Here is a 21,708-nt window from a genome sequence, read left to right as displayed (position 1 = left end):
TCCCCGCCTTGCCGATGCTAGGCCTCTGGGGTCGTTGATAAGGATTTTGCCCGATGCGTCATCGCACTCTGCTGACCGCCGCCTGCGCCGCCCTGGCCTTGATGGCCGCCAATCCGGTCCTCGCCCAATCGACGGCCGAGCCTTCGCTGGTGGATGCGGCGGCAGTGCAGCCCTTTGGCTATGAGGAAATGATCGAGCTGAACCGCCTGTCCGACCCCCAGGTGTCTCCGGACGGTCGGTATGTGGCCTATGCCGTCCGCGCGACCGACATGGCCGCAAACCGTGGTGTTACCAGCCTCTACATCAAGGACCTGGAGAGCGACGAGGCACCCCGCCGCCTCGGCATTTCGGACGAAGGGGCCAATACCGCGCGCTGGTCGCCGGATGGAAAACTCTACTTCCTCTCGGGTCGGTCGGGCTCCAGCCAGGTGTGGGTGACGGATGTTCAGGGCGTCGCCGCGACCCAGGTCACGATGCTGCCGACCGACGTAAATGCCTATCGCCTCAGCCCCCAGGGCGACCGGCTGGCGATGTCGCTGGCGGTCTATCCCGACTGTGCGGATCTGGCCTGTTCGGTGGCGCGGGCGGCCGAGGCGGCCGATCGCAAGTCGACCGGCCTGGTCTATGATCGGATGTTCGTGCGTCACTGGGATACCTGGAATGACGGCACCCAGAACCATCTTTTCGTCCAGTCGATCGGGGCCAGTGGCGCGGTCGAGGGCGATCCGGTCTGGGTCACAAAGGGCTTTGACGGCGACACGCCGTCCAAGCCGTTCGGCGACGAAAGCGACTTCACCTTCACGCCCGACGGACAGGCCATCGTCTTTTCGGCGCGCCAGGCCGGACAGAGCGAGCCGTGGAGCACCAATTTCGAACTGTGGCGCACGAACGGCCTGAGCGGTGACGGCACCTTCGAAAACCTGACCGCCGAAAACCCCGCCTGGGACGCCGGGCCGGTGTTCTCGCCCGACGGCAAGACCCTGGCCTACCGCGCCATGGCCCGCCCCGGCTTCGAGGCCGACAAGTTCGAAATCTTCCTGAAGGACGTCGAGACCGGCCAGGTACGCCAGGTCGCAGGGAACTGGGACCGTTCGGCCGACAGCCTGCAGTGGTCGCAGGACGGGACGACCCTCTACACCACCGCCCAGGACGTGGGTCAGGTGCGGATCTTTGCCATCGATACGCGCAACGGGATGGTCGTGCCGATCACCGGGCCGGGCCATGTCTCGGCCTTCGACCTGACCCCATCAGGCATCGTTTTTGCCCAGGACACGCTGACTGCGCCGTCGGATTTGTTCTTCAAGACCTATCGCGGCCGCGAGATGCCGCGCCGTCTGACCGAGGTGAACCCTGAACTGGCCCAGCGTGCCTTCGGCGAGGCCGAGCAGTTCACCTTTGCCGGATGGAACGGCGAGACGGTGCACGGCTATGTCATCAAGCCGGCCAACTATGTGGAGGGTCAGACCTATCCGGTGGCCTTCCTGATCCACGGCGGACCTCAGGGGTCGTTTGGCAACAGCTGGTCCTTCCGCTGGAACCCGCAAAGCTATGCCGGGGCCGGCTATGCGGTGGTGATGATCGATTTCCACGGCTCGGTCGGTTACGGCCAAGCCTTTACCGACGCGATCAGCCAGCACTGGGGCGACCGTCCGCTGGAAGACCTGCAAAAGGGCTGGGCCCACGCGCAGGAGGCCTATCCCTTCCTGGATGGCGACCGGGCCTGTGCCCTGGGGGCGTCCTACGGCGGCTATATGATCAACTGGATCGCCGGCAACTGGCAGGACAGTTTCAAATGCCTGGTGAACCACGACGGGGTCTTCGACACCTTCGCCATGGGCTATTCGACCGAGGAGCTGTGGTTCACCGAATGGGAGAACGGCGGCACCCCCTATGAGAACGCGCGGGAATATCAGCGCTTCAACCCGGCCAACCATGTCCAGAAGTGGCGCACGCCGATGCTGGTGATCCAGGGCGACCGGGACTTCCGCGTGCCCACGACCCAGGCCCTGTCGACCTTCACGGCTCTGCAGCGCCAGGGGATCGAAAGCCGTCTGCTGGTCTTCCCGGACGAGAACCACTGGGTCCTGAAGCCCCAGAACAGCCTGCAATGGCACAATGAGGTCTTCGGCTGGCTGGACAAGCACATCGGCGACGGGGCGGAATAGCCCAGCGCGTCGGGTCGAGAAGGCGGAGCCTTCTGACCGCGCTGTTGGAACGCCCAGCGCGTCGGGTCGATAGGGCGGGCCTTCTGACCGCGCTGTTGGAAAAATAGAAAGGGGGCGGGTCCAGCGGACCCGCCCCCTTTTTAGTGCCGCGAAGGCTGGCCTTAGCGGGCGGCGGCGCGCTCGCTGTTCATCTGCACCAGGCGGGCGTGCTCGCGCTCGGTCATGCAGCGCGGGGTGGACCAGGTCTCGCCGGACGAGGCCGCAGCCAGGGCGTCGCGGGCGGTGACGAAGACGGGCGCTGTGCCATGCTCGCGCTCGAAACTGCGCCGCGTGGCAGAATCGGAAGCACAGATCATCACGGCGCGGGCCGGGGCAGCGGTCGTGCCCTGCGGCTCGATCGCCATGGCCGGCGCGGCAAAGGTGGTGGCCAGGGCCAGTGCGGCCAAGGTGGCGGTCAGGCGGGACATGGGCATAGCTCCAAAAGAAAGGAGCCTGAAAACGTCAGGACTCGGAGGAATAATGCGCCTTTTGTCGCCCATGTAAATGTTTTGCGACAGTCTCACTGCGGAAATCTTACAAGTGCTCCGAAACAGGACGTTTTTTCTTAGGTGGTGCCCGCCCCCAGCGAGAATTTTGAGCCGAATGGCGGGTTCGTGCGTATCTGCAGCATGACCACCTACCCAGCGGCTTCAGAGCCTGTGTTCGCATGACCCGACGTGGATTGTTCGCCCCCGCCCTGGGGGCTCTGGCGGCGGCGTGTTCACCGCTCGGCCTTTTGAATGGCTTGGGGCCCCGCGACCGCACCGCCGGACGCATGGCCCGCAATCTGGAATACGGACCGGACCCCCGCCAGAAATTCGACCTCTATGGCCCCACCAATGCCCAAGGACCGGTGCCGACCGTCGTCTTCTTCTATGGCGGCGGCTGGGATTCAGGCGACCGTAGCCTCTATGGCTGGGCTGCGCAGGCGCTGGCGGCCCGGGGGTTCCTGGTGGCCCTGCCCGACTATCGACTGGTGCCCGAGGTCCGGTTTCCGACCTTTATCGAGGATGCCGCCGCCGCGACGGCACGGGTGGCGGAGGTGGCGGGGCAATATGGTGGCCGCTCCGAGACGCTGGGCGTAGCCGGGCACTCGGCAGGGGCCCATCTGGCGATGATGATCGCGCTGGACCGGCGCTATATGGCCGCCGTGGGTCAGCCGGATCTGATCGGCGCGGCAGCGGGCCTTGCCGGGCCCTACGAGTTTCTGCCGCTCGACGTCGCCTCATCGATCAATGCCTTCGGTCAGGCCCCGGATCCCCTGCAGACACAGCCGGTGACCTTTGCGCGCGCCGATGCGCCGCCGCTGTGGTTAGGCCACGGCACGGACGACCGCGTGGTCCATGATGAGGACACCATCATTCTGAACGACAGGATGCGGGCGGTGGGGGGGCGCAGCGAGGCCAAGCTGTACCCCGGCCTGAACCATGCCGACCTGATCGCGACCTTCTCGCCCCTGTTCCGCAAGAAGGCGCCGGTGCTGGACGATGTCTCGGCCTTTTTCCACCGCGAACTGGGCTGATCAGGCCGCGTCAGTGGACAGGCGCGGCTAAAGGCGCAGGGTAGGGCCCAAGGGAGTATTCCATGCGTCTCACCGCCGCCGTCATTCTCACACTCATGGGCACGCCGGCCCTGGCGCAGTCTCCAGGCCCTCAAGCGGTCGAGCGCGCCTATACGGCCGCGCGCGCTGTCAGTCCCACGCCGCTGGACATTGATCGCCAGCGCGCCGCATGGCTGATGGAACGCGCCGAGACCACGACGCCGGCCGAGATCGACGAACACTGGCGGACCCTCTGGGCCGCATCTGCGGACCGGGACACCAAGGTCCGAGGCGTGGAGGTTCGGGCGACCGATCTGCCAGAAGGCTGCATCGCCATCCGGCTGAGTGGCTGCACCTCTCCGTCCGGCGGCTATGTCACCATGGGCGAGCACCGGCTGTATTGGCAGCTGCAGGACGGCTTCACGCCGGAGGACGGCGTTGGGGCGGGCTTTGTGCTGCTGACGGATGCCGGGGCGCATCTGACGCCGACCGCATGGGATTTCGACGGGGTCTTCTATGAGCCGCCGGTCGTGTTCCGTCACAGGGACCAGCTCTATGTCGCGGTCGCAGGGTGGTCCGCCGGCACCGGGGCCTTCAACGTCGATCGCCTGTTCCGCTGGGTGCCGGGCACCGCCCAGCCCCTGATCCAGCTCGATACAGAGACCTGGCGCGACACCCTGGATCAGCATCTGCCGCCCGGGCGGTCGGTGTGGAAAGGGGTAGCGTTCGACTATCCCTCGCTCAGGGCCACGACCGGCCTGTGGCGCGATCAGGACGGCAACTGCTGTCCGTCCGGCGGTCAGGCGGTGATCGGTTTCGAAATCCAGGACGACGCCCTGGTCGTGACCGAAGTCCAGAGCGATGTCCGCCCCTGACGATCTGACGGCCGAAAACAGGGCAAGCGTCACCGTCTCGCCAAGGTCATGATCTTCCGTTAGAGGAGGCCATGACAGAATCGAAGAACGCCCCCATGACGGGCCCGGCGGCGCTGGACCGCCTTCAAACCCTTTACACCCAGTCGGTCGCCAATCTGCGGTCCGCGGTGAAGACCTTCCTTCAGACCGGCGAACGTGCCGATCCCCAGGCCAGGGCCGATGGCCTGTTCGCCTATCCCATGCTGAGGGTCAGCTGGTTCGGCGACCGTCCGAATGATCTGGAGCCCCGGGCCTATGCGCGGATTTCGCGCCAGGGGGTTTACTCCACCACCATCACCCGTCCCGATCTGTTCCGGCCCTATCTGGCCGAGCAGCTGCGCCTGCTGGAGCAGGATTACGGTGCCACCTTCGAAGTGGTGCCCTCCGATCAGGAAATCCCCTTCCCCTATGTGCTGGACGGCTCGGATGTGGTTCTGGACCGCAGTCAGACCGCAGCGATCGCCCGCTGGTTCCCGACGACGGACCTGGCCCATATCGGCGACGAGATTTCGGACGGCCTGTTTGATCTCGAACAGGACTTTCCGCTGGCCCAGTTTGACGGCCTGCGGACCGATTTCTCCCTGGCGCGGCTGAGGCACTATACCGGCACCCCGGTCGAGGACGTGCAGTCCTATATCCTGTTCACCAACTATCACCGCTACGTCGATGAGTTCGTGCGGTGGGCCTGTGCCCAGCTGGCCGATCCGAACAGCGCCTATGAGACCCTGTCGTGTGCCGGTGGCGTCGTCATCACACGCGACAACCCCGACCCTGAACTGGCCATTCTCGACACGGCCTGGCGGCGGCACCAGATGCCAGCCTATCACCTGACCGCGCCGGGCCATGTGGGCATCACCCTGGTCAACATCGGCGTCGGACCATCCAATGCCAAGACCATCTGTGATCACCTGGCTGTCACCCGGCCGCACGCCTGGATGATGATTGGTCACTGTGGGGGGCTGCGGCCGTCACAGACGATCGGCGACTACGTCCTGGCCCACGCCTATCTGCGCGACGACCATGTGCTGGACGCCGTGCTGCCGCCGGATATCCCCATTCCGTCGATCGCCGAGGTTCAGCGCGCACTCTATGACGCGGCCAAGCAGGTGTCGGGCGCGCCGGGCGAAGAGGTCAAACGCCGGCTGCGCACGGGCACGGTGGTCACCACCGACGACCGGAACTGGGAGCTGCGCTATTCCAAATCGGCCCTGCGCTTCAACCAGAGCCGGGCCGTGGCCATCGACATGGAGAGCGCCACCATCGCAGCCCAGGGCTACCGCTTCCGCGTGCCCTACGGGACCCTGCTGTGTGTCTCGGACAAGCCGCTGCATGGCGAGATCAAGCTGCCGGGACAGGCGAACCGCTTCTACGAGGGGTCGATCTCGGAGCATCTGCAGATCGGCATCCAGGCGGTGGACCTGCTGCGTGAGGAGGGCGTGCGGCTGCACTCGCGCAAACTGCGCGCCTTCGACGAACCGCCGTTCAGATAAGTAGGCCTACCGCGCTTCGCGCTACTTGAGGCACTCCTGAGGCGGCCTACCGCGCTTCGCGCTACTTGAGGCCTAGTCGGACAGGCATCCGGCCGCGTCGGGTCGGGAGGTCCCGAAGGGCCGACGACCGCGGCCTAGGGATCAAGGCGTGTAGGGAATGCTTTCGACGATCCTGGGGCGCAGATAGTAGATGTGGCTGAACCGGGTGATGCCGGGCATCAGATAGTCGACCGGCGAGTCGTAGTCATAGGTGGCCTCGGCCACGATGATGGTCTCGCCCCGTTCGATCAGTCCGGCGGGCAGGGTCAGGGTGCTGCCGACCGCGCGGGCGGTCCAGCCGTCCCCCTGGCTCCAGACCACGCGGATCTGATCGCTGTTGTCACGCATGACACTGCTGACGCGCTGCTTCAGCGGCCCGTCCGAGAACGGCTTCATGATCAGGCCGCCGATGTTGAACATGTCATCGACCTGACGCCCGGTCACCGCCGATGATTGAGCCACCAGATCGGCGACCATGGCGGCGGAATGGCCCATCCGCTTCTGCGCCATATAGCCCTGGCAGAACTCGGCCAGGCCGAAATAGAAGGCGATCATGACCGGGGCCAGCATGGCGAACTCGACCGCCGACACGCCGCGCCGGTCGCCCGCCACCCGTCCGAACAGGCCCCAGCGACGAAGAGAGATCGGGCGCACCATCAATAGGGCTCGTTCTTGAAGGCGGTGGTCGCGCTGAGATAGGCATAGCCGTCGCCCAGGCGCGACAGCCCCTGTTCCAGGAAGGGGGTGAACAGCCGGTGTCGGTACCAGGCGCGCACCAGCATCAGACTGCCTGGGTTGCCGTTGTCATAGCCCAGGCCTCCGGTCGAAAAGGTGCCGCCGCTCATCGGGTCCGGCAGGTTCGGGCTGGAAAACTGGGGGATGACCCGCACGTCGATGGTGATCCGGTCGTCGCAGTCGGCCTCGAAGATGCTCATCCGGCTGCACAGTTCGTCGCGAAACCGGGTGTCGCTGAAGTCGCTGGTGTCGGCCTGCCCCGTGCGCAGCAGGCGACCGGATTCGATCGTGGCGTTCTCCAGCACGGAATCGAGCACGAAGACGAAGGCGATCTCGATGATGCACATCATCATGAAGAAGAAGGGCAGGGCCAGCATGGCGAACTCGACCGCCGACGAACCCTCGCGGCGTCGATCGGGCCGGGGGCGTGACAGGCGATGCAGCAGTCTGGCGGCAGCCGACATCAGCAGGTCAGGGTGCGGCTGGCGCGTCGGCAGCTGACCGGACCGTCGGCGAGCAGGAGGCCCCACACGCCATTTCCGTCGCCTGGGCACCCCGCCAGACGCGTACATTGCCCGTGTCGCCAGCGCTGACCACCACCTGGCTCTGGAAGACCGTGCGTCCCAGGGCGTCGACCGCGACGATCTCGGTTACGCCATAGCCCTTGCCCGTGATGAACAGGGTGTTGGCATCCACCACGGTGACGTCGGCGATCTGAGGGTTGCCCACGATCACCGAGCCGGCCGGAGCGCGCAGCTGGACGCGCGCCGACTGGTCGATCTGGACCGACAGCGGACGGGACTGGGCACAGGCGGCGCCCGCCGTGGCGAGCAGGGCCGTGGCCGAAAGCAGAGCGGCAAACCGGGCGATGGCGGGGCGACGGGGCGAGCGGATCATGGCGACAGCCTTCAGAGATGCGACGCGCGCGAGGCGCTCGCGCAAGGTCGCTCTGAAACCTCAAGAAAGTCTGAAACGATGCGACGCTCGTCAGGCCTGCGGGTTAAGTAAACATATCAGTAACCACGAAATCCGGGGCGATCATTCTTTGATTCATCCTGTCTTAAAACAGCTGTTGCATGGTGTAGCTGTCTAGGGGGTCAAGCGGGGAGCCGATGACCTCAGTGGTTCAAGTCTCCAGCCCGCTTAAGCAAGAGGATATTCAAATGACCAAGTTCGTTTCGCGTTTCGTCAAGGATGAGTCCGGTGCCACGGCGATCGAGTACGGCCTGATTGCTGCTCTGATCGCCGTCGTGATCATCGCCGCCGTGACCGCGCTGGGCACGACCATCAGCGAGAAGTTCACCGAAGTCGTCGAAGGCATGGGCGGCAGCGTCTAAGCCAAACCGACCAAACAGTAGCGTAACGGAGGGCCGGGGTGGCGACACCCCGGCCCTTTGATGTTCCAAGGCCTGCCACACACCTGCTGGGTGGAAGGGGCTCCCGGCGTTCCGTCGAAACCGATCACGGAAAATATTCAAGGTAAACCGGCAAGTAACCACGCCCATCGACCCGGCCTTAACCGACGTGGCGCATGTTGCTCAGGCGTTTGGGGGCCCAGCGGGCAACCGTCCTCCCTCGCAGTTGCTCGCTAGACCTATCATCAAGAGGATATCCAATGACCAAGTTCGTTTCGCGTTTCGTCAAGGACGAGTCCGGTGCCACCGCCATCGAGTATGGCCTGATCGCCGCCCTGATCGCTGTCGTGATCATCGCCGCCGTGACCGCCCTGGGCACGACCATCAGCGAGAAGTTCACGGAAGTTGTCGAAGGCATGGGCGGCAGCGTCTAAGACTGACGCGACTGTCTTGAAACCGACGGGGGGCCGGAGCGGAAACGCTCCGGCCCCTTTGTCATGGGCGCTAGATAAGTAGCGTTATGGCCTCCGTCTCCCTCGAGAGGAGAAGGATCATGGTCTAGGCCTGGCGGAAGCCCAGAACGTCCTGCATGTCGTAAAGGCCGGGGCGACGGGTGCGGACCCAGGCGGCAGCGGCGACGGCGCCCTTCGCAAACAGAGATCGGTCGATCGCAGAATGGCTGAGGGTCAGGGTCTCGTCCTCTGACGCGAACAGCACGGTATGCTCACCGACGATGCCACCAGCCCGCAGGGAGGCAAACCCGATCCGTCCGGTCTCACGCTCGCCGTGGATGCCGTCATAGGGTGCAGCCCGCACAGTCTTCAGGTCGACGCCTCGACCATTGGCCGCCGCTTCGCCCAGCATCAGGGCTGTGCCCGAAGGCGCGTCGACCTTGCGTCGGTGGTGGGCCTCCAGGACCTCGATGTCCCAGTCCCGGGGATCCAGGCGCTGCGCCGCATGCTCGACCAGGCCGATCAGGATGTTGACGCCCAGCGAGAAATTTCCGCTGCGGACGATCGCGAGCGTCCGGGCCGCAGCTTCGATCTCGGCGTCCTGTTCCGGGGTGAAACCGGTCGATCCGATGACCAGCGCCGGGCCGCCCCGTTCCACGCAGGTCTTGGCCAGGGCGACCGATGCCTCGGGCGTCGAAAAATCGATGACCACATCGCAAAGCGACAGATCGGCCGTCTCGCCCCAGTCAAATCGGGCGGCCACGACGACATCGTCACGCGCGTCCAGGACCTGCGATACGGCCCGGCCCATGCGGCCGCGCGCGCCGGAGATGCCGGCATGGAAGAGTGCACTCATTGGGTGGCGCTCAATTCGCTGCCTCATTGCCGACGATGTCGGCCCAGAACCGCTTGGCCTTGCCGGCGAAGCTGGAGTTGCGGGGATTCTGGCCATCTCCGAAGGAGGCAGCCAGTTCCTGCATCAGTTCCTTCTGCCGGGCGGTCAAGTCGGTCGGCGTCTCGACGAACAGCTCGACCACCAGATCGCCGCGCTGGCGACCGTTCAGATGCGGCATGCCCTTGCCCTTGATCCGGACCGTTTTGCCTGTCTGGGCACCGGCAGGAACGCTGACGGGCGCCCGGCACTGACCGTCGCAGGCCTCGGAAACCAGGCAGGGCGCATCGATCTGCCCCCCTAGGGCGGCGGTCGTCATGGGCACGGGCACAGTGACCAGCAGGTCCAGGTTGTCACGCTCGAACAGTTCGTGCGGGGTCACCGAGATGAAGACGTAGAGATCGCCGCGCGGTCCGCCGCGCTGGCCGGAATCGCCTTCGCCCGACAGACGGATGCGCGAGCCGTCGTCGACCCCGGCGGGGATTTTCAGGCTCATCTTGCGCGTTTTGCGCACCTGGCCGTGGCCATGGCAGGTGCCGCAGGGTTCGGCAATCATCTGGCCGTTGCCGCCACAGCGCGGGCAGGTCCGCTCCACCTGGAAGAAACCGTTGGCCTGACGGACGCGTCCAGCGCCCTGGCAGGTGGTGCAGGTGACCGGTTTGGTCCCGGCCTTGGCCCCCGAACCCTCGCAGGTCTCGCAGGTGGCAGTCGAGGGGACGGCGATCTCGACGTCTGAACCCTTGTAGGCCTGCTCCAGGGTGATCTCGAGGTCATAGCGCAGGTCCGAGCCGCGGCGCGGTCCGCCCGACGCCCGGCCACCGCCGCGCCCGCCGAAGACATCGCCGAAGGCGTCGCCGAAGACCTGCGAGAAGATGTCGTTGACGTCGGCAAAGCCCTGGCCGCCACCAAAGCCCTGACCCGCCCCGCCGTTCACGCCGGCATGGCCGAACCGGTCATAGGCCGCACGCTTCTGATCGTCCGACAGGACGGTATAGGCCTCGGAGATTTCCTTGAAGAGCGCCAGGGATTCATCAGAACCGCCGTTGCGGTCCGGATGGTGCTTCATCGCCAGCTTGCGATAGGCCGATTTCAGGCCGGCGGCGTCGATCGTCCGCTCGACACCCAGGATCTCGTAATAATCACGCGTCGCCATTCGGCGTTCGTCCTCTCAACCCCACTGGCCAATCATCGAGACGTCTCTTGATGGACGCCTTCGGGACCGGCCGTCGACCCGACGGACATGGTGTCCGGATCGACCGATGCAAGTTTCATGAAAAAGCCCCGCCCGTCATCTGACAAGCGGGGCCGTTTCGGTTTCGGCCCGTCGATCAGGCGCTCTTCTTTTCGTCCGTGTCCGAAACTTCTTCGAACTCGGCATCGACCACGCCATCGTCGGCGGGCTGGCTGCCGCCGTCGGCGGTGCCGGCCTGGGCCGCATACATGGCCTCGCCCAGCTTCATCGAGGCCTGGGCCAGGGCATTGGTCTTTTCACGCAGAGCGTCGGCGTCGGTGCCGTCGCGGGCGGTCTTCAGGTCGGCCAGGGCCGTTTCGATGGCGGTCTTGTCCGCGCCCTCGATCTTGTCACCGTGCTCGGCCATGGCCTTTTCGGTCGAGTGGATCAGGCTGTCGGCACCATTCTGGGCCTCGACCAGTTCCTTGCGGGCCTTGTCCGCCGTGGCATTGGCCTCGGCTTCCTTGACCATCTTCTCGATGTCGGCGTCGGAGAGACCACCGTTGGCCTGGATGCGGATCGACTGTTCCTTGTTGGTCGCCTTGTCCTTGGCGGCCACATGGACGATGCCGTTGGCGTCGATGTCGAAGGTGACCTCGATCTGCGGCATGCCGCGCGGTGCAGGCGGGATGCCCATCAGGTCGAACTGACCCAGCACCTTGTTGTCGGCGGCCATCGGGCGCTCGCCCTGGAAGACCCGGATCGTCACGGCCGACTGGTTGTCGTCTGCGGTCGAGAAGGTCTGGCTCTTCTTGGTCGGGATGGTGGTGTTGCGCTCGATCAGCGGCGTGAACACGCCGCCCAGGGTCTCGATGCCCAGGGTCAGGGGGGTGACGTCCAGCAGCAGCACGTCCTTGACGTCGCCTTGCAGCACGCCGGCCTGAACGGCGGCGCCCAGGGCCACGACCTCATCGGGGTTCACACCCTTGTGCGGGTCCTTGCCGAAGAAGGCCTTCACCGCTTCCACGACCTTGGGCATACGGGTCATGCCGCCGACCAGGACGACTTCGTCGATGTCCGAGGCCTTCAGCCCGGCATCCTTCAGAGCCTGTTCGCACGGGCCGATGGTGCGGGCGACCAGGTCTTCGACCAGGGCCTCCAGCTTGGCGCGCGACAGCTTGATGTTCAGGTGCAGCGGGCCCGAGGCATTCATAGTGATGAAGGGCAGGTTGACCTCGTACTGAGACGTCGAGGACAGTTCCTTCTTGGCCTTTTCGGCCTCTTCCTTCAGGCGCTGCAGGGCCAGCTTGTCCTGGCGCAGGTCGACGCCCTGCTCTTTCTTGAACTCGTCGGCCAGGTAATCGACCAGACGCAGGTCGAAGTCCTCGCCGCCCAGGAAGGTGTCACCATTGGTCGACTTCACCTCGAACACGCCGTCGCCGATTTCCAGAATCGAGACGTCGAAGGTGCCGCCGCCCAGGTCATAGACCGCGATCTTCTGGCCCTCGGCCTTTTCCAGCCCATAGGCCAGGGCCGCCGCCGTCGGCTCGTTGATGATGCGCAGGACTTCGAGGCCCGCGATCTTGCCGGCGTCCTTGGTGGCCTGACGCTGGGCGTCGTTGAAATAGGCCGGCACGGTGATCACGGCCTGGGTCACGGTCTCGCCCAGATAGGACTCGGCCGCTTCCTTCATCTTGGTCAGGGTGAAGGCGCTGATCTGCTGGGGCGAGTAATCCTTGCCGTGGGCGCGCACCCAGGCGTCGCCGGTCGGGCCCTTGACGATCTCATAGGGCACCATGCCCTTGTCCTTGGCCACCACCGGATCATTGAAGTTGCGGCCGATCAGGCGCTTGATCGCAAAGAAGGTGTTGGTGGGGTTGGTGACCGCCTGGCGACGGGCCGGCTGGCCGACCAGAACCTCGGCACCATCCTGGATGGCGACGACGGACGGGGTGGTGCGGTTGCCTTCGGCGTTCTCGATGACCTTGGGGCTGCCACCTTCCATCACTGCGACGCAGGAGTTGGTGGTGCCGAGGTCGATACCGATGATCTTGGCCATGGACTGTTCTTCTCGCTCCAGTTGGCGGACGGTGCGGCGGCCTTTTAAAGCAAGCGCCGCGCGTGACCGTCCCCGGGGTTTGGTCTTTCCGGCGCGCAGGGACGCGCCAGTCGGGTTAATGTACGGTTCCGGGCGAAATCCCCACGATATGCGGGGTTTCTCCGGGTTGCTGCGGATATGGGAAAGCCCCCACTGCCTGCAAGGGCTCAATTGCAAGCAGGTCACGATTCCGACGTCAGAGGTCGTCAGATGCGCCCGTTTGCACGTTCGGCCATGATAGGCTCGATCAAGGGTCGGACATCGGCCCGCCCGTTCCAGGACCTTCCATGCCGTCTGCCCCGCTTCGCGCCGCCCTTGTGGCCCTCCTCCTGACGGTGACGGCCGCAGGCAGCGTGGTGCCCGCAGGCTTCGCCATGGCCGATCCCGCAGGCGGCGCAAAGAGCCCGGGCCAGTCCCGCGACGGCCAGAACCGCCGCGTTCGGGTGCATAACCAGACGGGCTGGACCATCACGGCCCTGTATGCGACCGACCCTCGCCGGGCCGACTGGCGCGGCGACCTGATGAGCGGGGCAGCCCTGGCGACCGGGGACAGCGTCCTGATCAACGTCGACGACGGGGCGGGGGCCTGCGTCTATGTCCTGCGTGCCGAGTTCAGCAATGGCCAGGCGCTGGAGCGCGTCGGGGTCAATGTCTGCCGGATCGCGGACTACTACTTCACGCGCTAAACTTGAGCGCGGCGCGGCCAGGGGCGATACAGTCCCATGACCGATCCTGCGACCTCTCCCATCACCTATGCCGGATATCTGGCGCTGGATGACCTTCTGGCGGCCCAGCATCCCTTGTCGGACCAGCACGACGAGATGCTGTTCGTCGTGATCCATCAGACCAAGGAACTGTGGCTGAAGCAGATCCTGCACGAAGTCGCCCTGGCTCAGGGGATGATCCGTGCCGGCGACCTGGTCCCGGCCTACAAGAGCCTGGCAAGGGTCAGCCGCATCCAGGCCGTGATGACCCAGAGCTGGGATATTCTGGCCACCATGACCCCGGCCGACTACCTGCGCTTTCGCCATGTGCTGGGAACCAGTTCAGGCTTTCAGAGCGACCAGTTCCGGCGGTTCGAGACCATGCTGGGGCTGAAGGATGCCAGCTTCCTGAAGTTTCATGAGGACCGGCCGGCGGCTCGAGCGGCGCTGCAGGCCGCCATTGATGCGCCCAGCCTGTACGACGACGCCCTGGCCCAGCTGGCGGCTGCGGGCCTGCCCGTGCCCCAGGAGGTTCTGAGCCGGAATGTCAGCGCCCCCTATGAGGCTTCTCCCGGTGTCGAAGCGGCCTGGCTGGAGGTTTACCGCGACACCGAGCGCTGGTGGCCCTTCTATCAACTGGCGGAAAAGCTGGTCGACCTGGACGATGCCCTTCTGACGTGGCGACACAAGCACGTCGTCACGGTCGAACGGATCATCGGGCGCAAGATGGGGACGGGCGGAACGGACGGCGTCGGCTATCTGACGTCCACCCTGCAAAGACGCTGTTTCCCCGAGTTGTGGTCGCTGCGCACGCGGCTGTGATCGCGGCCCCTAACGGCCAAGCTGAAACCCGATGCGCCCAAGGTTGTTCTGAGAGGCCCCCCCGGAAGGCACTCAAGGAGACAGCCATGACCGCCAACACCCACGACATCAAGGTTCTGAACAGCCTGATCGAAACTACCATCGACAGCGCTGACGGCTATCGCGAGGCGGCGACCGAGACCGAGAACCCGCGCTATCGCGCCCTGTTCGAACAGCGCAGCTTCGAGCGCAAACAGGTTGCCACCGACCTGCAGTCCACGGTCCGCACCCTGGGCGGCGATCCCGAGGATGACGGCTCGATCCTGGCCAAGGCGCACCGTGCCTTCCTCGACATCAAGCATGCCCTGCTTCGCGACGAACAGGCGGTGGTGAACTCGGTCGAGAACGGCGAGGACTTCATTAAGGCCAAGTTCGAGAGCGCGCTGGAGGACTCGGACGTCTCGGCCACGACGCGTGAGACCATTCGCCGGGCTTATGCCTCGGTCCGCTCGGGTCACGATCAGATGCGCGACCTGAAACACAGCCTGGAAGGCCAGAAGGATGCTGACGGTTCGGTCTTCCCGAACTGACGCAAAAAAGGGCGGGCCCGATGGACCCGCCCTTTTCGCTTACTGATCGGCGGCCCAGCTCAGATAGGCCTGGGTCACGATGCCAAGGTCTGCAAAGGGCTCGGCGTCCTCGGGCAGGGTGCCGTCGCAGGCGTATCGCTTCATGGTCTCGCTGGTCGCGCCCGCTGCCACGGGTTCCCATTCCGGCTCATTGACCAGCACCTCGACCAGAGAGCCGTCGGGGCGATAGAAACCCGAACTGGTGTTGCGCAGCCGGTTGGAGCTGCACTGGAACTCATAGGCCATGTCCAGGCGGGCGATCCCGCTGCTTTCCGCCTGGGCCGCTTCTGAAATCAGGACGACCGCCGTGACCATGCCGATGTCGCCGCGCCGCGCACGCGTTCCACCGGCAATGATGAAGGCATTCTCGGCCCCGCCATCCGCAATGTAATAGGGGCCGGTGTTGGCGGGCGGCGTCTGGGCTGCAGCAGCGCCCGCGACGGTCATGGCCAGGGCGGCACCGGCAGCCGCCATCATCGAAATACGCATCCGTTTCCTCCCAATGCCGAAAAACCCTAGGCCAAGGTTCCCGGGATGGGAAAGAGGGCGAGCGACCCCTGTCAGCTTTGATCATGCACCGGCCCCCTCCTTGGTGAAGGAGAGGGCCGTGCAGAAGTCTATCAGGCCTCGGGGCCTTCGGCCTTGCCGGTTTCCGGAACCTGGACGGCGGCCTTCTTGTCGGCACGGACGGTCTGACGCTCGGCGATGCGGGCCGACTTACCGCGACGGTCACGCAGATAGTACAGCTTGGCGCGACGCACGACGCCGCGGCGCTTGACCTCGATGGACTCGATCATCGGCGACATCAGCGGGAAGACGCGCTCGACGCCCTCGCCGAAGCTGATCTTGCGGACGGTGAAATTCTCGTTGATGCCGCCACCGGCGCGGGCGATGCAGACGCCCTCGAAGGCCTGGATGCGCTCGCGCTCGCCTTCCTTGATCTTGACGTTGACGCGCAGGGTGTCGCCGGCCTGGAAGTCAGGGATGGCGCGGACGGCCGTCAGGCGGGCCTTTTCTTCGGCAGCGAGCTGCTGGACGATGTTCATGTCATTCTCCTCGGGCTTTTGCGCCCTTTAGCTGTGATTTGGCGAGGTGGGCCGCCCAGAGGTCCGGACGCCGTTCCCGCGTGGTCTGTTCCCGCTGTTCCTGACGCCATTGAGCCACCTTCTTGTGGTCGCCCGACACCAGGACCTCGGGTATCTCCAGCCCCTCGAAAATCCGCGGTCGCGTGAACTGCGGATGCTCCAGAAGGCCGTCCTCGAAACTTTCGGAACTCAAACTGTCGGCCTGGCCAAGGACACCGGGCAGCAGCCTTACGCACGCTTCGATCACCAGCATCGCCGCCGCCTCGCCACCGGCCAGGACCGCGTCGCCGACGGCGACTTCCTCGAACCCCCGGGCGTCGAGCACCCGTTGATCCACCCCCTCGAACCGGCCGCACAGGACGGTGATCCCGTCCGCCTGCGACCAGGCCTTTACGCGTGCCTGGGTCAGGGGCTGACCCCGGGCACTCATGTACAAAAGCGGCCGTCCTGACCCGGATACGCTGTCGAGCGCCCTGGCCACTACGTCCGCTTTCAGCACGGCTCCCGGCCCGCCACCCGCAGGGGTGTCGTCCAGGAAGCCGCGCTTATCTTCGGAAAAGTTCCGAATGTCCACCGTTTCCAGCGCCCACAGTTCTTTCTCCCGCCAGGCCGTGCCGATCAGCGATACGCCGAGCGGCCCGGGAAAGGCTTCTGGGAACATGGTCAGGACGGTGGCGGTGAACGGCATGGAAGTCTCGGGAACCGGCGATCCGGCGGGTTGACTGCCCGCCACTATAGCGGGCCGGGTTGCGGGGCCAGACCGAAACGCCTGAGCATCAGTGCGACAGCCCCACGGGCAGATGGTCCTTGTCGTGGCGTCCGACACGGTCGATGAGCGTCTGTCCGGCCTCGTTCATGCCGATGACGGTGACCTCGGCACCCTGGCGGCGATAGCGGAACACCACCTTGTCTACAGCGGCGACGCCGGTCAGATCCCACAGGTGGGCCCCGGTCATGTCGATCTCGACGCGCCGGGGGTGGCCGTGATGCTCGAACGCCGCCGCGAACACATCGGCCGAGGCGAAGAACAGTTGGCCGGTGACGCGATAGCGCAGCACGCCCTCTTCCGGCGTCGCGATCTCCTCGACCACCACGGTCTTGCCGACCTTGCGCATGAAAAAGATGGCCGACAGGATGACGCCCAGGACCACGCCCTTGGACAGGTCGTGGGTCACGACTCCGGTCAGGGTCGTCGCGATCATGACGATGGACGACTGGATCGGCGTCGAACGCAGGTTCAGCACCGATTTCCAGTCGAAGGTGCCGATCGAGACCATGATCATCACCGCCACCAGGGCGGCCATCGGGATCTGCGCCACCCATTCCTGAAGCACCAGGATCAGGAACAGCAGAAACAGCCCGGCCCACAAGGTGGACAGCCGCCCCCGCGCGCCCGAGGTCACATTGATGATCGACTGGCCGATCATGGCGCAGCCGGCCATGCCGCCGAACAGGGAGGCGGCGATGTTGGCGATGCCCTGGCCGCGCGTCTCGCGGTCCTTGTCGGAAGGAGTATCGGTAAGGTCGTCCAGCAGATTGGCGGTCAGCAGGCTTTCCAGCAGGCCGACAAAGGCCAGGGTCGCCGCGATGGGGCCGATGATCGTCAGCGTCTCCCACGTCAGGGGCACGGAGGGGATGTGGAACATCGGCAAGGTCGAGGGCATCTGGCCCATGTCGCCGACGGTCCGCACGTCCAGGCCGCTCCAGATGACGAAGGCGCTCAGCAGCACGATGGCCACCAGCGGCGACGGCACGGCCCGGGTCAGTCGCGGCAAGCCATAGATGATGACCAGGGCCGCCCCCACCAGGGCGAAGGTCTGCCAGTTGGCACCGATAAGCTCGGGCATCTGGGCCAGGAAGATCAGGATGGCCAGGGAGTTGACGAAGCCGGTCATGACGCTGCGGCTGACGAATTTGATGTAGCGGCCCAGTTTGAACAGGCCGATGACGATCTGGATCACCCCGGTCAGCAGCGATGCGGCGAACAGATATTCCAGCCCGTGGTCGCGCACGAGGGTGACCATCAAAAGGGCCATGGCGCCGGTCGCGGCCGAGATCATGGCCGGTCGTCCTCCGACGAAGGCGATGGTCACAGCGATGACGAAGCTGGCGTAGAGGCCGACCGCCGGATCGACCCCGGCGATGATGGAAAAGGCGATGGCCTCCGGAATGAGAGCCAGGGCGACGACCGTGCCGGCCAGCAGGTCACGGCGCGGTTGGGCGAGCCATTGCTGGCGCACCGAAGCGATGAGGGTCATGTGGATCAGTCTGTCGATCAGACGGGCGGCACAAAAGGCCAAAGTCCGTCAGGTTTTCCCGAGGGATCGGCGCCCGGGCTAGCCACCCGATCGGATCGGGTCCCTGTTCCATTCGCAAGTGCAGCAATTTTGCTGCCAAGGCAAGTTTGGGATGACCGCTCACTGCCGCAGTGGCAGTCTGAACCCGTTGCCGCCGAGGGGTTATGCCGTGCCCGAAATGCGTCCCAGCGCCGGTGTGGTTCACGACCTGCCGCAGGATCTGGCCGACAGGCTTCTGAACGACCCGGCGATGCTGGCGGCCTGGGAAGACATCACGCCCCTGGCACGCAATGAATGGATCTGCTGGGTCACCTCGGTCAAAAAGGCCGAGACGCGCACCCGCCATATCGAGCGGGCCAGTTCCGATCTGAAGTCGGGAAAGCGCCGTCCCTGCTGCTGGCCCGGCTGTCCGCATCGCCCCAAGACCGGCAAGGTTTGACAAGGGCCCTCGCCGCCGTCTTGATCCCACCTTCCTGACCCTCGTTTAGGTCCCGGCACAGGTGGCAGTCGGCGGGTCGGGGTGGGGGATTTTGTCTTGGCCTTGTTCAACAGCCCGATCTTTCGCGCCTGGTTCGCGCTGGCCCTGATCGTCCTGCTGACCCTGTTCTTCACGGTCAGCGATCTCGGGTTCCTGGGCCAGAATTGGTACTATCCGGCCATCATGGTGGTGGGGGCCTTCGTCGCGGGCCTGACTCCGGAGGGGGGAGGGGCGGTCGCCTTCCCCGTGCTCAGCGTCTTTCTGTCGATCGACCGCGAGATGGCGCGCGACTTCAGCCTGATGATCCAGAGCGTCGGCATGACCAGTGCCAGCATCTATGTGCTGACCAACCGGGCCAACGATCTTCGGGCGTATCGACCCCTGGTCTGGTTCATCCCTGTGGCCTTTGTCGGCTTCGTCATCGGCATGGCGACGCTGCAGGCCATCCCCGTGGCGGTGATCCAGGCGCTGTTCCTCAGCCTGATCACCACCTTCACCATTGCCTATGTGGCCAGCACCCATCGCGGGCACCGGATGCGGCTGCAGGCGGGGGGTCTGGCGGACACGGCCATGCTGGTGGCCATCCTCTTGGTCGGCGGGGCCTGCGCCAGCCTGTTCGGGACCGGGGCCGACATCGTGCTCTATACCCTGCTGGTGACCCGCTTCCGGATGGATGAAAAGGTCGCCACCCATATGAGCATCATGCTGATGGCCGCCATCAGCGTCCTGGGCTACGCCTATCGCGCGGGTGTGGACGGCGACATCACCCACTATCAGGTCCAGACCTGGCTCAGCGCTGCGCCGGTCGTTCTCTTCATGGCCCCGTTCGGCGTCTATGTGCTGAGCCGGATGAAGACCGAATGGATGCTGCGCGGCATCGTGGTGCTGAATCTGGCGCAGTTCGGCTACTTCAACCTGAACAACCCCACCTGGCTGAAGTTCGGCTGTTCGGTGATGTTCGCCGGGATCCTGTTCGCCGTCTTCTGGGCCACCCTGGCCCACATCACCCGCCGCACGGCGCGCGAGGCGGCGGCGGCGGCGGCGGCCCAGGCCTCCGGCTAAAAACGCGGGCGCGTCAGGCCTTTCGCAGGCCCGTGATCGTCCGATTGGGGGCGATGTCCTCGGCCGAGGTGATCAGGTGCAGCAGGGCAGGGCGGCCGGCGCTGCGGGCCGCCTGCAGGGCCGCCGGAAAGTCCTCGGTCCGTTCGCAGCGGACACCGAATGCGCCGAATGCCTGGGCATAGGCTACGAAGTCGGGGTTCTTCAGATCGGTGGCGATCACGCGTTCGGCCCCCGGATAGTGGCCCTCCTGGTGCATGCGGATCGTGCCATAGGTACCGTTGTCGACCACGATGACCACGACATTGATGCCGTACTGGACCGCCGTGGCGATCTCCTGGCCCGTCATCAGATAGTCGCCGTCGCCCGCCACGCAGATGACCTCGCGGTCCGGATGGATGGACTTGGCAGCCAGGGCGGCCGGATAGCCATAGCCCATCGCCCCCGACGTCGGGGCCAGCTGGGTGCGGCAGGCCCGGTGGCGATAGAAGCGGTGCAGCCAGGCGGCGAAATTGCCCGCGCCATTGGTCACGATGGCCGTAGGCGGCAGGGCCTCGCCCAGATGCGCCATGCATTCGCTCATGTTCACCGCGCCAGTCACCGGCACGGGTGTCGAAAAGGCCTGATAGTGGTCGTGGGCAGCCTTGGCCTGATCGTGCCAGGTCCGGCCGGGATCGATACCGGCCAGGGCCAGGGCCGCCAGGGAATTGTCGGCAGTGGCGGCGCTCAGCGTCGGCCACACCCGTCCCAGCTCCTCGGGCCCCGGATGGATGTGGACCAGCACCCGCGCGGTGTGGTCGCGGTCGAACAGGGTATAGCCCTGGGTCGGATTCTCGCCCAGGCGCGCGCCGATGGCGACAATCAGGTCGGCGTCCCGCGCCCGCTTCATCAGTTCGGGATTGCAGCCCAGGCCGAGGTCGCCGGCATAGTTGCTGCGGGCGTTGGACAGGATGTCCTTGCGCCGGAACGACAGGCTGACCGGCAGGCCCAGCTTTTCGGACCAGTCGCCGATCGCCGCAGCGGCCTCTTCGGTCCAGCCCGATCCGCCCAGCACCAGCAGCGGACGTTCCGCGCGCGAAAGGCGCTCGCTCAGGTCGGCAACGAAGGCCGGGTCCAGGGCCGCGCGGGCCGGAACGACGGGCCGGACCGGAGCGGGACCGCCGTGTTCGTGCAGGATGTCCTCGGGCAGGGCGATGACCACCGGGCCCATCCGGCCTTGCAGGGCGGTGGCAAAGGCGCGCTCCACCACCTCGACCGTGCGGGCGGGGGTCTCGATTTCGGTCGCCCATTTGGCCAGGCCGCCGAACACTTCGCGATAGTCGACCTCCTGGAACGCCCCGCGTCCCCGGTCGGTCAACGCGATCTGGCCGACGAACAGGATCATCGGCGTGGAGTCCTGATGGGCGGTATGCACGCCGATGGCGGCATGGGTGGCCCCGGGCCCGCGCGTGACCATGCAGACGCCGGGCTTTCCGGTCAGCTTGCCATAGGCCTCGGCCATGTTGGCGGCCCCGGCTTCATGCCGGCAGGCGATGACCTGGATCCGGTCGCGCACGTCAGCCAGGGCGTCCAGCACCGCCAGATAGCTTTCGCCCGGCACGCAGAAGACGCGGTCGATGCCGTTCATCACCAGGGTTTCGACAAGGCGGCGGGCGGCGGTATCGGGCGCTTGGGTCATGGGCTCCGACTAGCAGATCACGGGGGCGCTTGGCCAATCCTGCAACCCACGGCCACGCTTGGCGTTATGGCCAAGGTTCAACTGGAT

General features: G+C 65.6%; 23 protein-coding genes and 1 other annotated feature. Of the genes, 11 read left to right on the top strand and 12 right to left on the bottom strand.

Features of this window, described 5'->3' with window-relative positions; translation table 11 throughout:
• Positions 1 to 53: 53 nt before the first annotated feature.
• Positions 54 to 2,165 carry a S9 family peptidase gene (locus JIP62_RS07975; RefSeq protein WP_201101551.1) on the top strand — a complete coding sequence of 704 codons (2,112 nt, stop codon included), beginning with the start codon at positions 54 to 56 and terminating at the stop codon, positions 2,163 to 2,165.
• Positions 2,166 to 2,326: 161 nt separating this feature from the next.
• Here the strand turns inward: JIP62_RS07975 and JIP62_RS07970 are convergent, their stop codons facing one another.
• Complete coding sequence (locus JIP62_RS07970) at positions 2,327 to 2,632, bottom strand: hypothetical protein (protein WP_201101549.1); 306 nt, start codon at positions 2,630 to 2,632, stop codon at positions 2,327 to 2,329.
• A gap of 239 nt (positions 2,633 to 2,871) precedes the next feature.
• Between JIP62_RS07970 and JIP62_RS07965 the strand changes: the two genes are divergently transcribed.
• The 3 genes from JIP62_RS07965 to JIP62_RS07955 all read left to right on the top strand — a co-directional run bounded on the left by JIP62_RS07965 (position 2,872) and on the right by JIP62_RS07955 (position 6,148).
• The gene (locus JIP62_RS07965) at positions 2,872 to 3,726 is read left to right on the top strand and encodes an alpha/beta hydrolase (protein WP_201101547.1); all 855 of its coding nucleotides are present in this window, start codon (positions 2,872 to 2,874) and stop codon (positions 3,724 to 3,726) included.
• A gap of 62 nt (positions 3,727 to 3,788) precedes the next feature.
• Positions 3,789 to 4,619, top strand: a complete 831-nt coding sequence (locus JIP62_RS07960; RefSeq protein WP_201101546.1) for a hypothetical protein — start codon at positions 3,789 to 3,791, stop codon at positions 4,617 to 4,619.
• Positions 4,620 to 4,690: 71 nt separating this feature from the next.
• Positions 4,691 to 6,148, top strand: a complete 1,458-nt coding sequence (locus JIP62_RS07955; protein ID WP_201101544.1) for an AMP nucleosidase — start codon at positions 4,691 to 4,693, stop codon at positions 6,146 to 6,148.
• A gap of 141 nt (positions 6,149 to 6,289) precedes the next feature.
• Here JIP62_RS07955 and JIP62_RS07950 read toward each other — a convergent pair whose 3' ends face one another.
• Genes JIP62_RS07950 through JIP62_RS07940 form a run of 3 tightly spaced genes read right to left on the bottom strand, consistent with a single transcriptional unit; the run spans position 6,290 to position 7,819 of the window.
• Entirely contained in the window at positions 6,290 to 6,844 is a 555-nt protein-coding gene (locus tag JIP62_RS07950) for a TadE/TadG family type IV pilus assembly protein (RefSeq protein ID WP_201101542.1), read from the bottom strand.
• Positions 6,844 to 7,386, bottom strand: a complete 543-nt coding sequence (locus JIP62_RS07945; RefSeq protein WP_201101541.1) for a TadE/TadG family type IV pilus assembly protein — start codon at positions 7,384 to 7,386, stop codon at positions 6,844 to 6,846. The genes JIP62_RS07950 and JIP62_RS07945 overlap by 1 nt, the downstream gene beginning before the upstream one ends.
• Before the next feature lie 7 nt (positions 7,387 to 7,393).
• Complete coding sequence (locus JIP62_RS07940) at positions 7,394 to 7,819, bottom strand: pilus assembly protein N-terminal domain-containing protein (protein WP_201101539.1); 426 nt, start codon at positions 7,817 to 7,819, stop codon at positions 7,394 to 7,396.
• A 266-nt stretch (positions 7,820 to 8,085) separates the two neighbouring features.
• On the opposite strand from JIP62_RS07940, the gene JIP62_RS07935 reads away from it, so the two are divergent.
• Positions 8,086 to 8,259 carry a Flp family type IVb pilin gene (locus JIP62_RS07935; RefSeq protein ID WP_201101537.1) on the top strand — a complete coding sequence of 58 codons (174 nt, stop codon included), beginning with the start codon at positions 8,086 to 8,088 and terminating at the stop codon, positions 8,257 to 8,259.
• Between the two features lie 278 nt (positions 8,260 to 8,537).
• Positions 8,538 to 8,711 carry a Flp family type IVb pilin gene (locus JIP62_RS07930; protein WP_201101537.1) on the top strand — a complete coding sequence of 58 codons (174 nt, stop codon included), beginning with the start codon at positions 8,538 to 8,540 and terminating at the stop codon, positions 8,709 to 8,711.
• Between the two features lie 124 nt (positions 8,712 to 8,835).
• Here the strand turns inward: JIP62_RS07930 and dapB are convergent, their stop codons facing one another.
• From dapB to dnaK, 3 genes are all read right to left on the bottom strand, one after another.
• Positions 8,836 to 9,585, bottom strand: a complete 750-nt coding sequence (dapB, locus tag JIP62_RS07925; protein ID WP_201101536.1) for a 4-hydroxy-tetrahydrodipicolinate reductase — start codon at positions 9,583 to 9,585, stop codon at positions 8,836 to 8,838.
• A 10-nt stretch (positions 9,586 to 9,595) separates the two neighbouring features.
• Entirely contained in the window at positions 9,596 to 10,774 is a 1,179-nt protein-coding gene (dnaJ, locus tag JIP62_RS07920; RefSeq protein WP_201101535.1) for a molecular chaperone DnaJ, read from the bottom strand.
• Positions 10,775 to 10,949: 175 nt separating this feature from the next.
• Positions 10,950 to 12,851 (bottom strand): molecular chaperone DnaK, encoded by a 1,902-nt coding sequence (dnaK, locus tag JIP62_RS07915; protein WP_201101534.1) that lies wholly within the window; start codon positions 12,849 to 12,851, stop codon positions 10,950 to 10,952.
• Between the two features lie 326 nt (positions 12,852 to 13,177).
• Here dnaK and JIP62_RS07910 point away from each other — a divergent pair, with 326 nt between their 5' ends.
• From JIP62_RS07910 to JIP62_RS07900, 3 genes are all read left to right on the top strand, one after another.
• On the top strand, positions 13,178 to 13,576 hold the full coding sequence (locus tag JIP62_RS07910; protein WP_201101528.1) for a hypothetical protein: 399 nt from the start codon (positions 13,178 to 13,180) through the stop codon (positions 13,574 to 13,576).
• A gap of 36 nt (positions 13,577 to 13,612) precedes the next feature.
• Positions 13,613 to 14,416: a tryptophan 2,3-dioxygenase gene (locus tag JIP62_RS07905; RefSeq protein ID WP_201101526.1), complete on the top strand. Its 804-nt coding sequence runs from the start codon at positions 13,613 to 13,615 to the stop codon at positions 14,414 to 14,416.
• Positions 14,417 to 14,502: 86 nt separating this feature from the next.
• Positions 14,503 to 14,985, top strand: coding sequence for a PA2169 family four-helix-bundle protein (locus JIP62_RS07900; RefSeq protein ID WP_201101524.1), 483 nt, complete (start codon positions 14,503 to 14,505; stop codon positions 14,983 to 14,985).
• Between the two features lie 39 nt (positions 14,986 to 15,024).
• Here JIP62_RS07900 and JIP62_RS07895 read toward each other — a convergent pair whose 3' ends face one another.
• From JIP62_RS07895 to JIP62_RS07880, 4 genes are all read right to left on the bottom strand, one after another.
• Positions 15,025 to 15,513: a surface-adhesin E family protein gene (locus JIP62_RS07895; protein WP_201101517.1), complete on the bottom strand. Its 489-nt coding sequence runs from the start codon at positions 15,511 to 15,513 to the stop codon at positions 15,025 to 15,027.
• 131 nt (positions 15,514 to 15,644) lie between these two features.
• Positions 15,645 to 16,070 (bottom strand): 50S ribosomal protein L19, encoded by a 426-nt coding sequence (gene rplS / locus JIP62_RS07890; protein ID WP_201101509.1) that lies wholly within the window; start codon positions 16,068 to 16,070, stop codon positions 15,645 to 15,647.
• A 1-nt stretch (position 16,071) separates the two neighbouring features.
• Positions 16,072 to 16,797 carry a tRNA (guanosine(37)-N1)-methyltransferase TrmD gene (trmD, locus tag JIP62_RS07885; protein WP_201101507.1) on the bottom strand — a complete coding sequence of 242 codons (726 nt, stop codon included), beginning with the start codon at positions 16,795 to 16,797 and terminating at the stop codon, positions 16,072 to 16,074.
• A gap of 88 nt (positions 16,798 to 16,885) precedes the next feature.
• Positions 16,886 to 18,367 carry a SulP family inorganic anion transporter gene (locus JIP62_RS07880; RefSeq protein ID WP_201101505.1) on the bottom strand — a complete coding sequence of 494 codons (1,482 nt, stop codon included), beginning with the start codon at positions 18,365 to 18,367 and terminating at the stop codon, positions 16,886 to 16,888.
• A 52-nt stretch (positions 18,368 to 18,419) separates the two neighbouring features.
• Positions 18,420 to 18,473: a sequence feature (sul1 is cis-regulatory element that is thought to sense ions involved in sulfur or methionine metabolism; They are found in Alphaproteobacteria), on the bottom strand.
• Positions 18,474 to 18,584: 111 nt separating this feature from the next.
• Here JIP62_RS07880 and JIP62_RS07875 point away from each other — a divergent pair.
• Both JIP62_RS07875 and JIP62_RS07870 read left to right on the top strand, forming a co-directional pair.
• Positions 18,585 to 18,845, top strand: a complete 261-nt coding sequence (locus tag JIP62_RS07875) for a YdeI/OmpD-associated family protein (RefSeq protein WP_201104633.1) — start codon at positions 18,585 to 18,587, stop codon at positions 18,843 to 18,845.
• Positions 18,846 to 18,941: 96 nt separating this feature from the next.
• A complete protein-coding gene (locus JIP62_RS07870; protein WP_230974688.1) occupies positions 18,942 to 19,946 on the top strand; it encodes a sulfite exporter TauE/SafE family protein in 1,005 nt (334 codons plus the stop codon).
• Positions 19,947 to 19,959: 13 nt separating this feature from the next.
• Here the strand turns inward: JIP62_RS07870 and JIP62_RS07865 are convergent, their stop codons facing one another.
• Positions 19,960 to 21,621 carry a thiamine pyrophosphate-binding protein gene (locus JIP62_RS07865; RefSeq protein ID WP_201101503.1) on the bottom strand — a complete coding sequence of 554 codons (1,662 nt, stop codon included), beginning with the start codon at positions 21,619 to 21,621 and terminating at the stop codon, positions 19,960 to 19,962.
• Positions 21,622 to 21,708 lie beyond the last annotated feature (87 nt).

The sequence above is a fragment of the Brevundimonas vitisensis genome (assembly GCF_016656965.1).
Lineage (GTDB): Bacteria > Pseudomonadota > Alphaproteobacteria > Caulobacterales > Caulobacteraceae > Brevundimonas > Brevundimonas vitisensis.
Note: the sequence above shows the minus strand (reverse complement) of the source record. Positions and strands in the feature narration are given on the sequence as shown.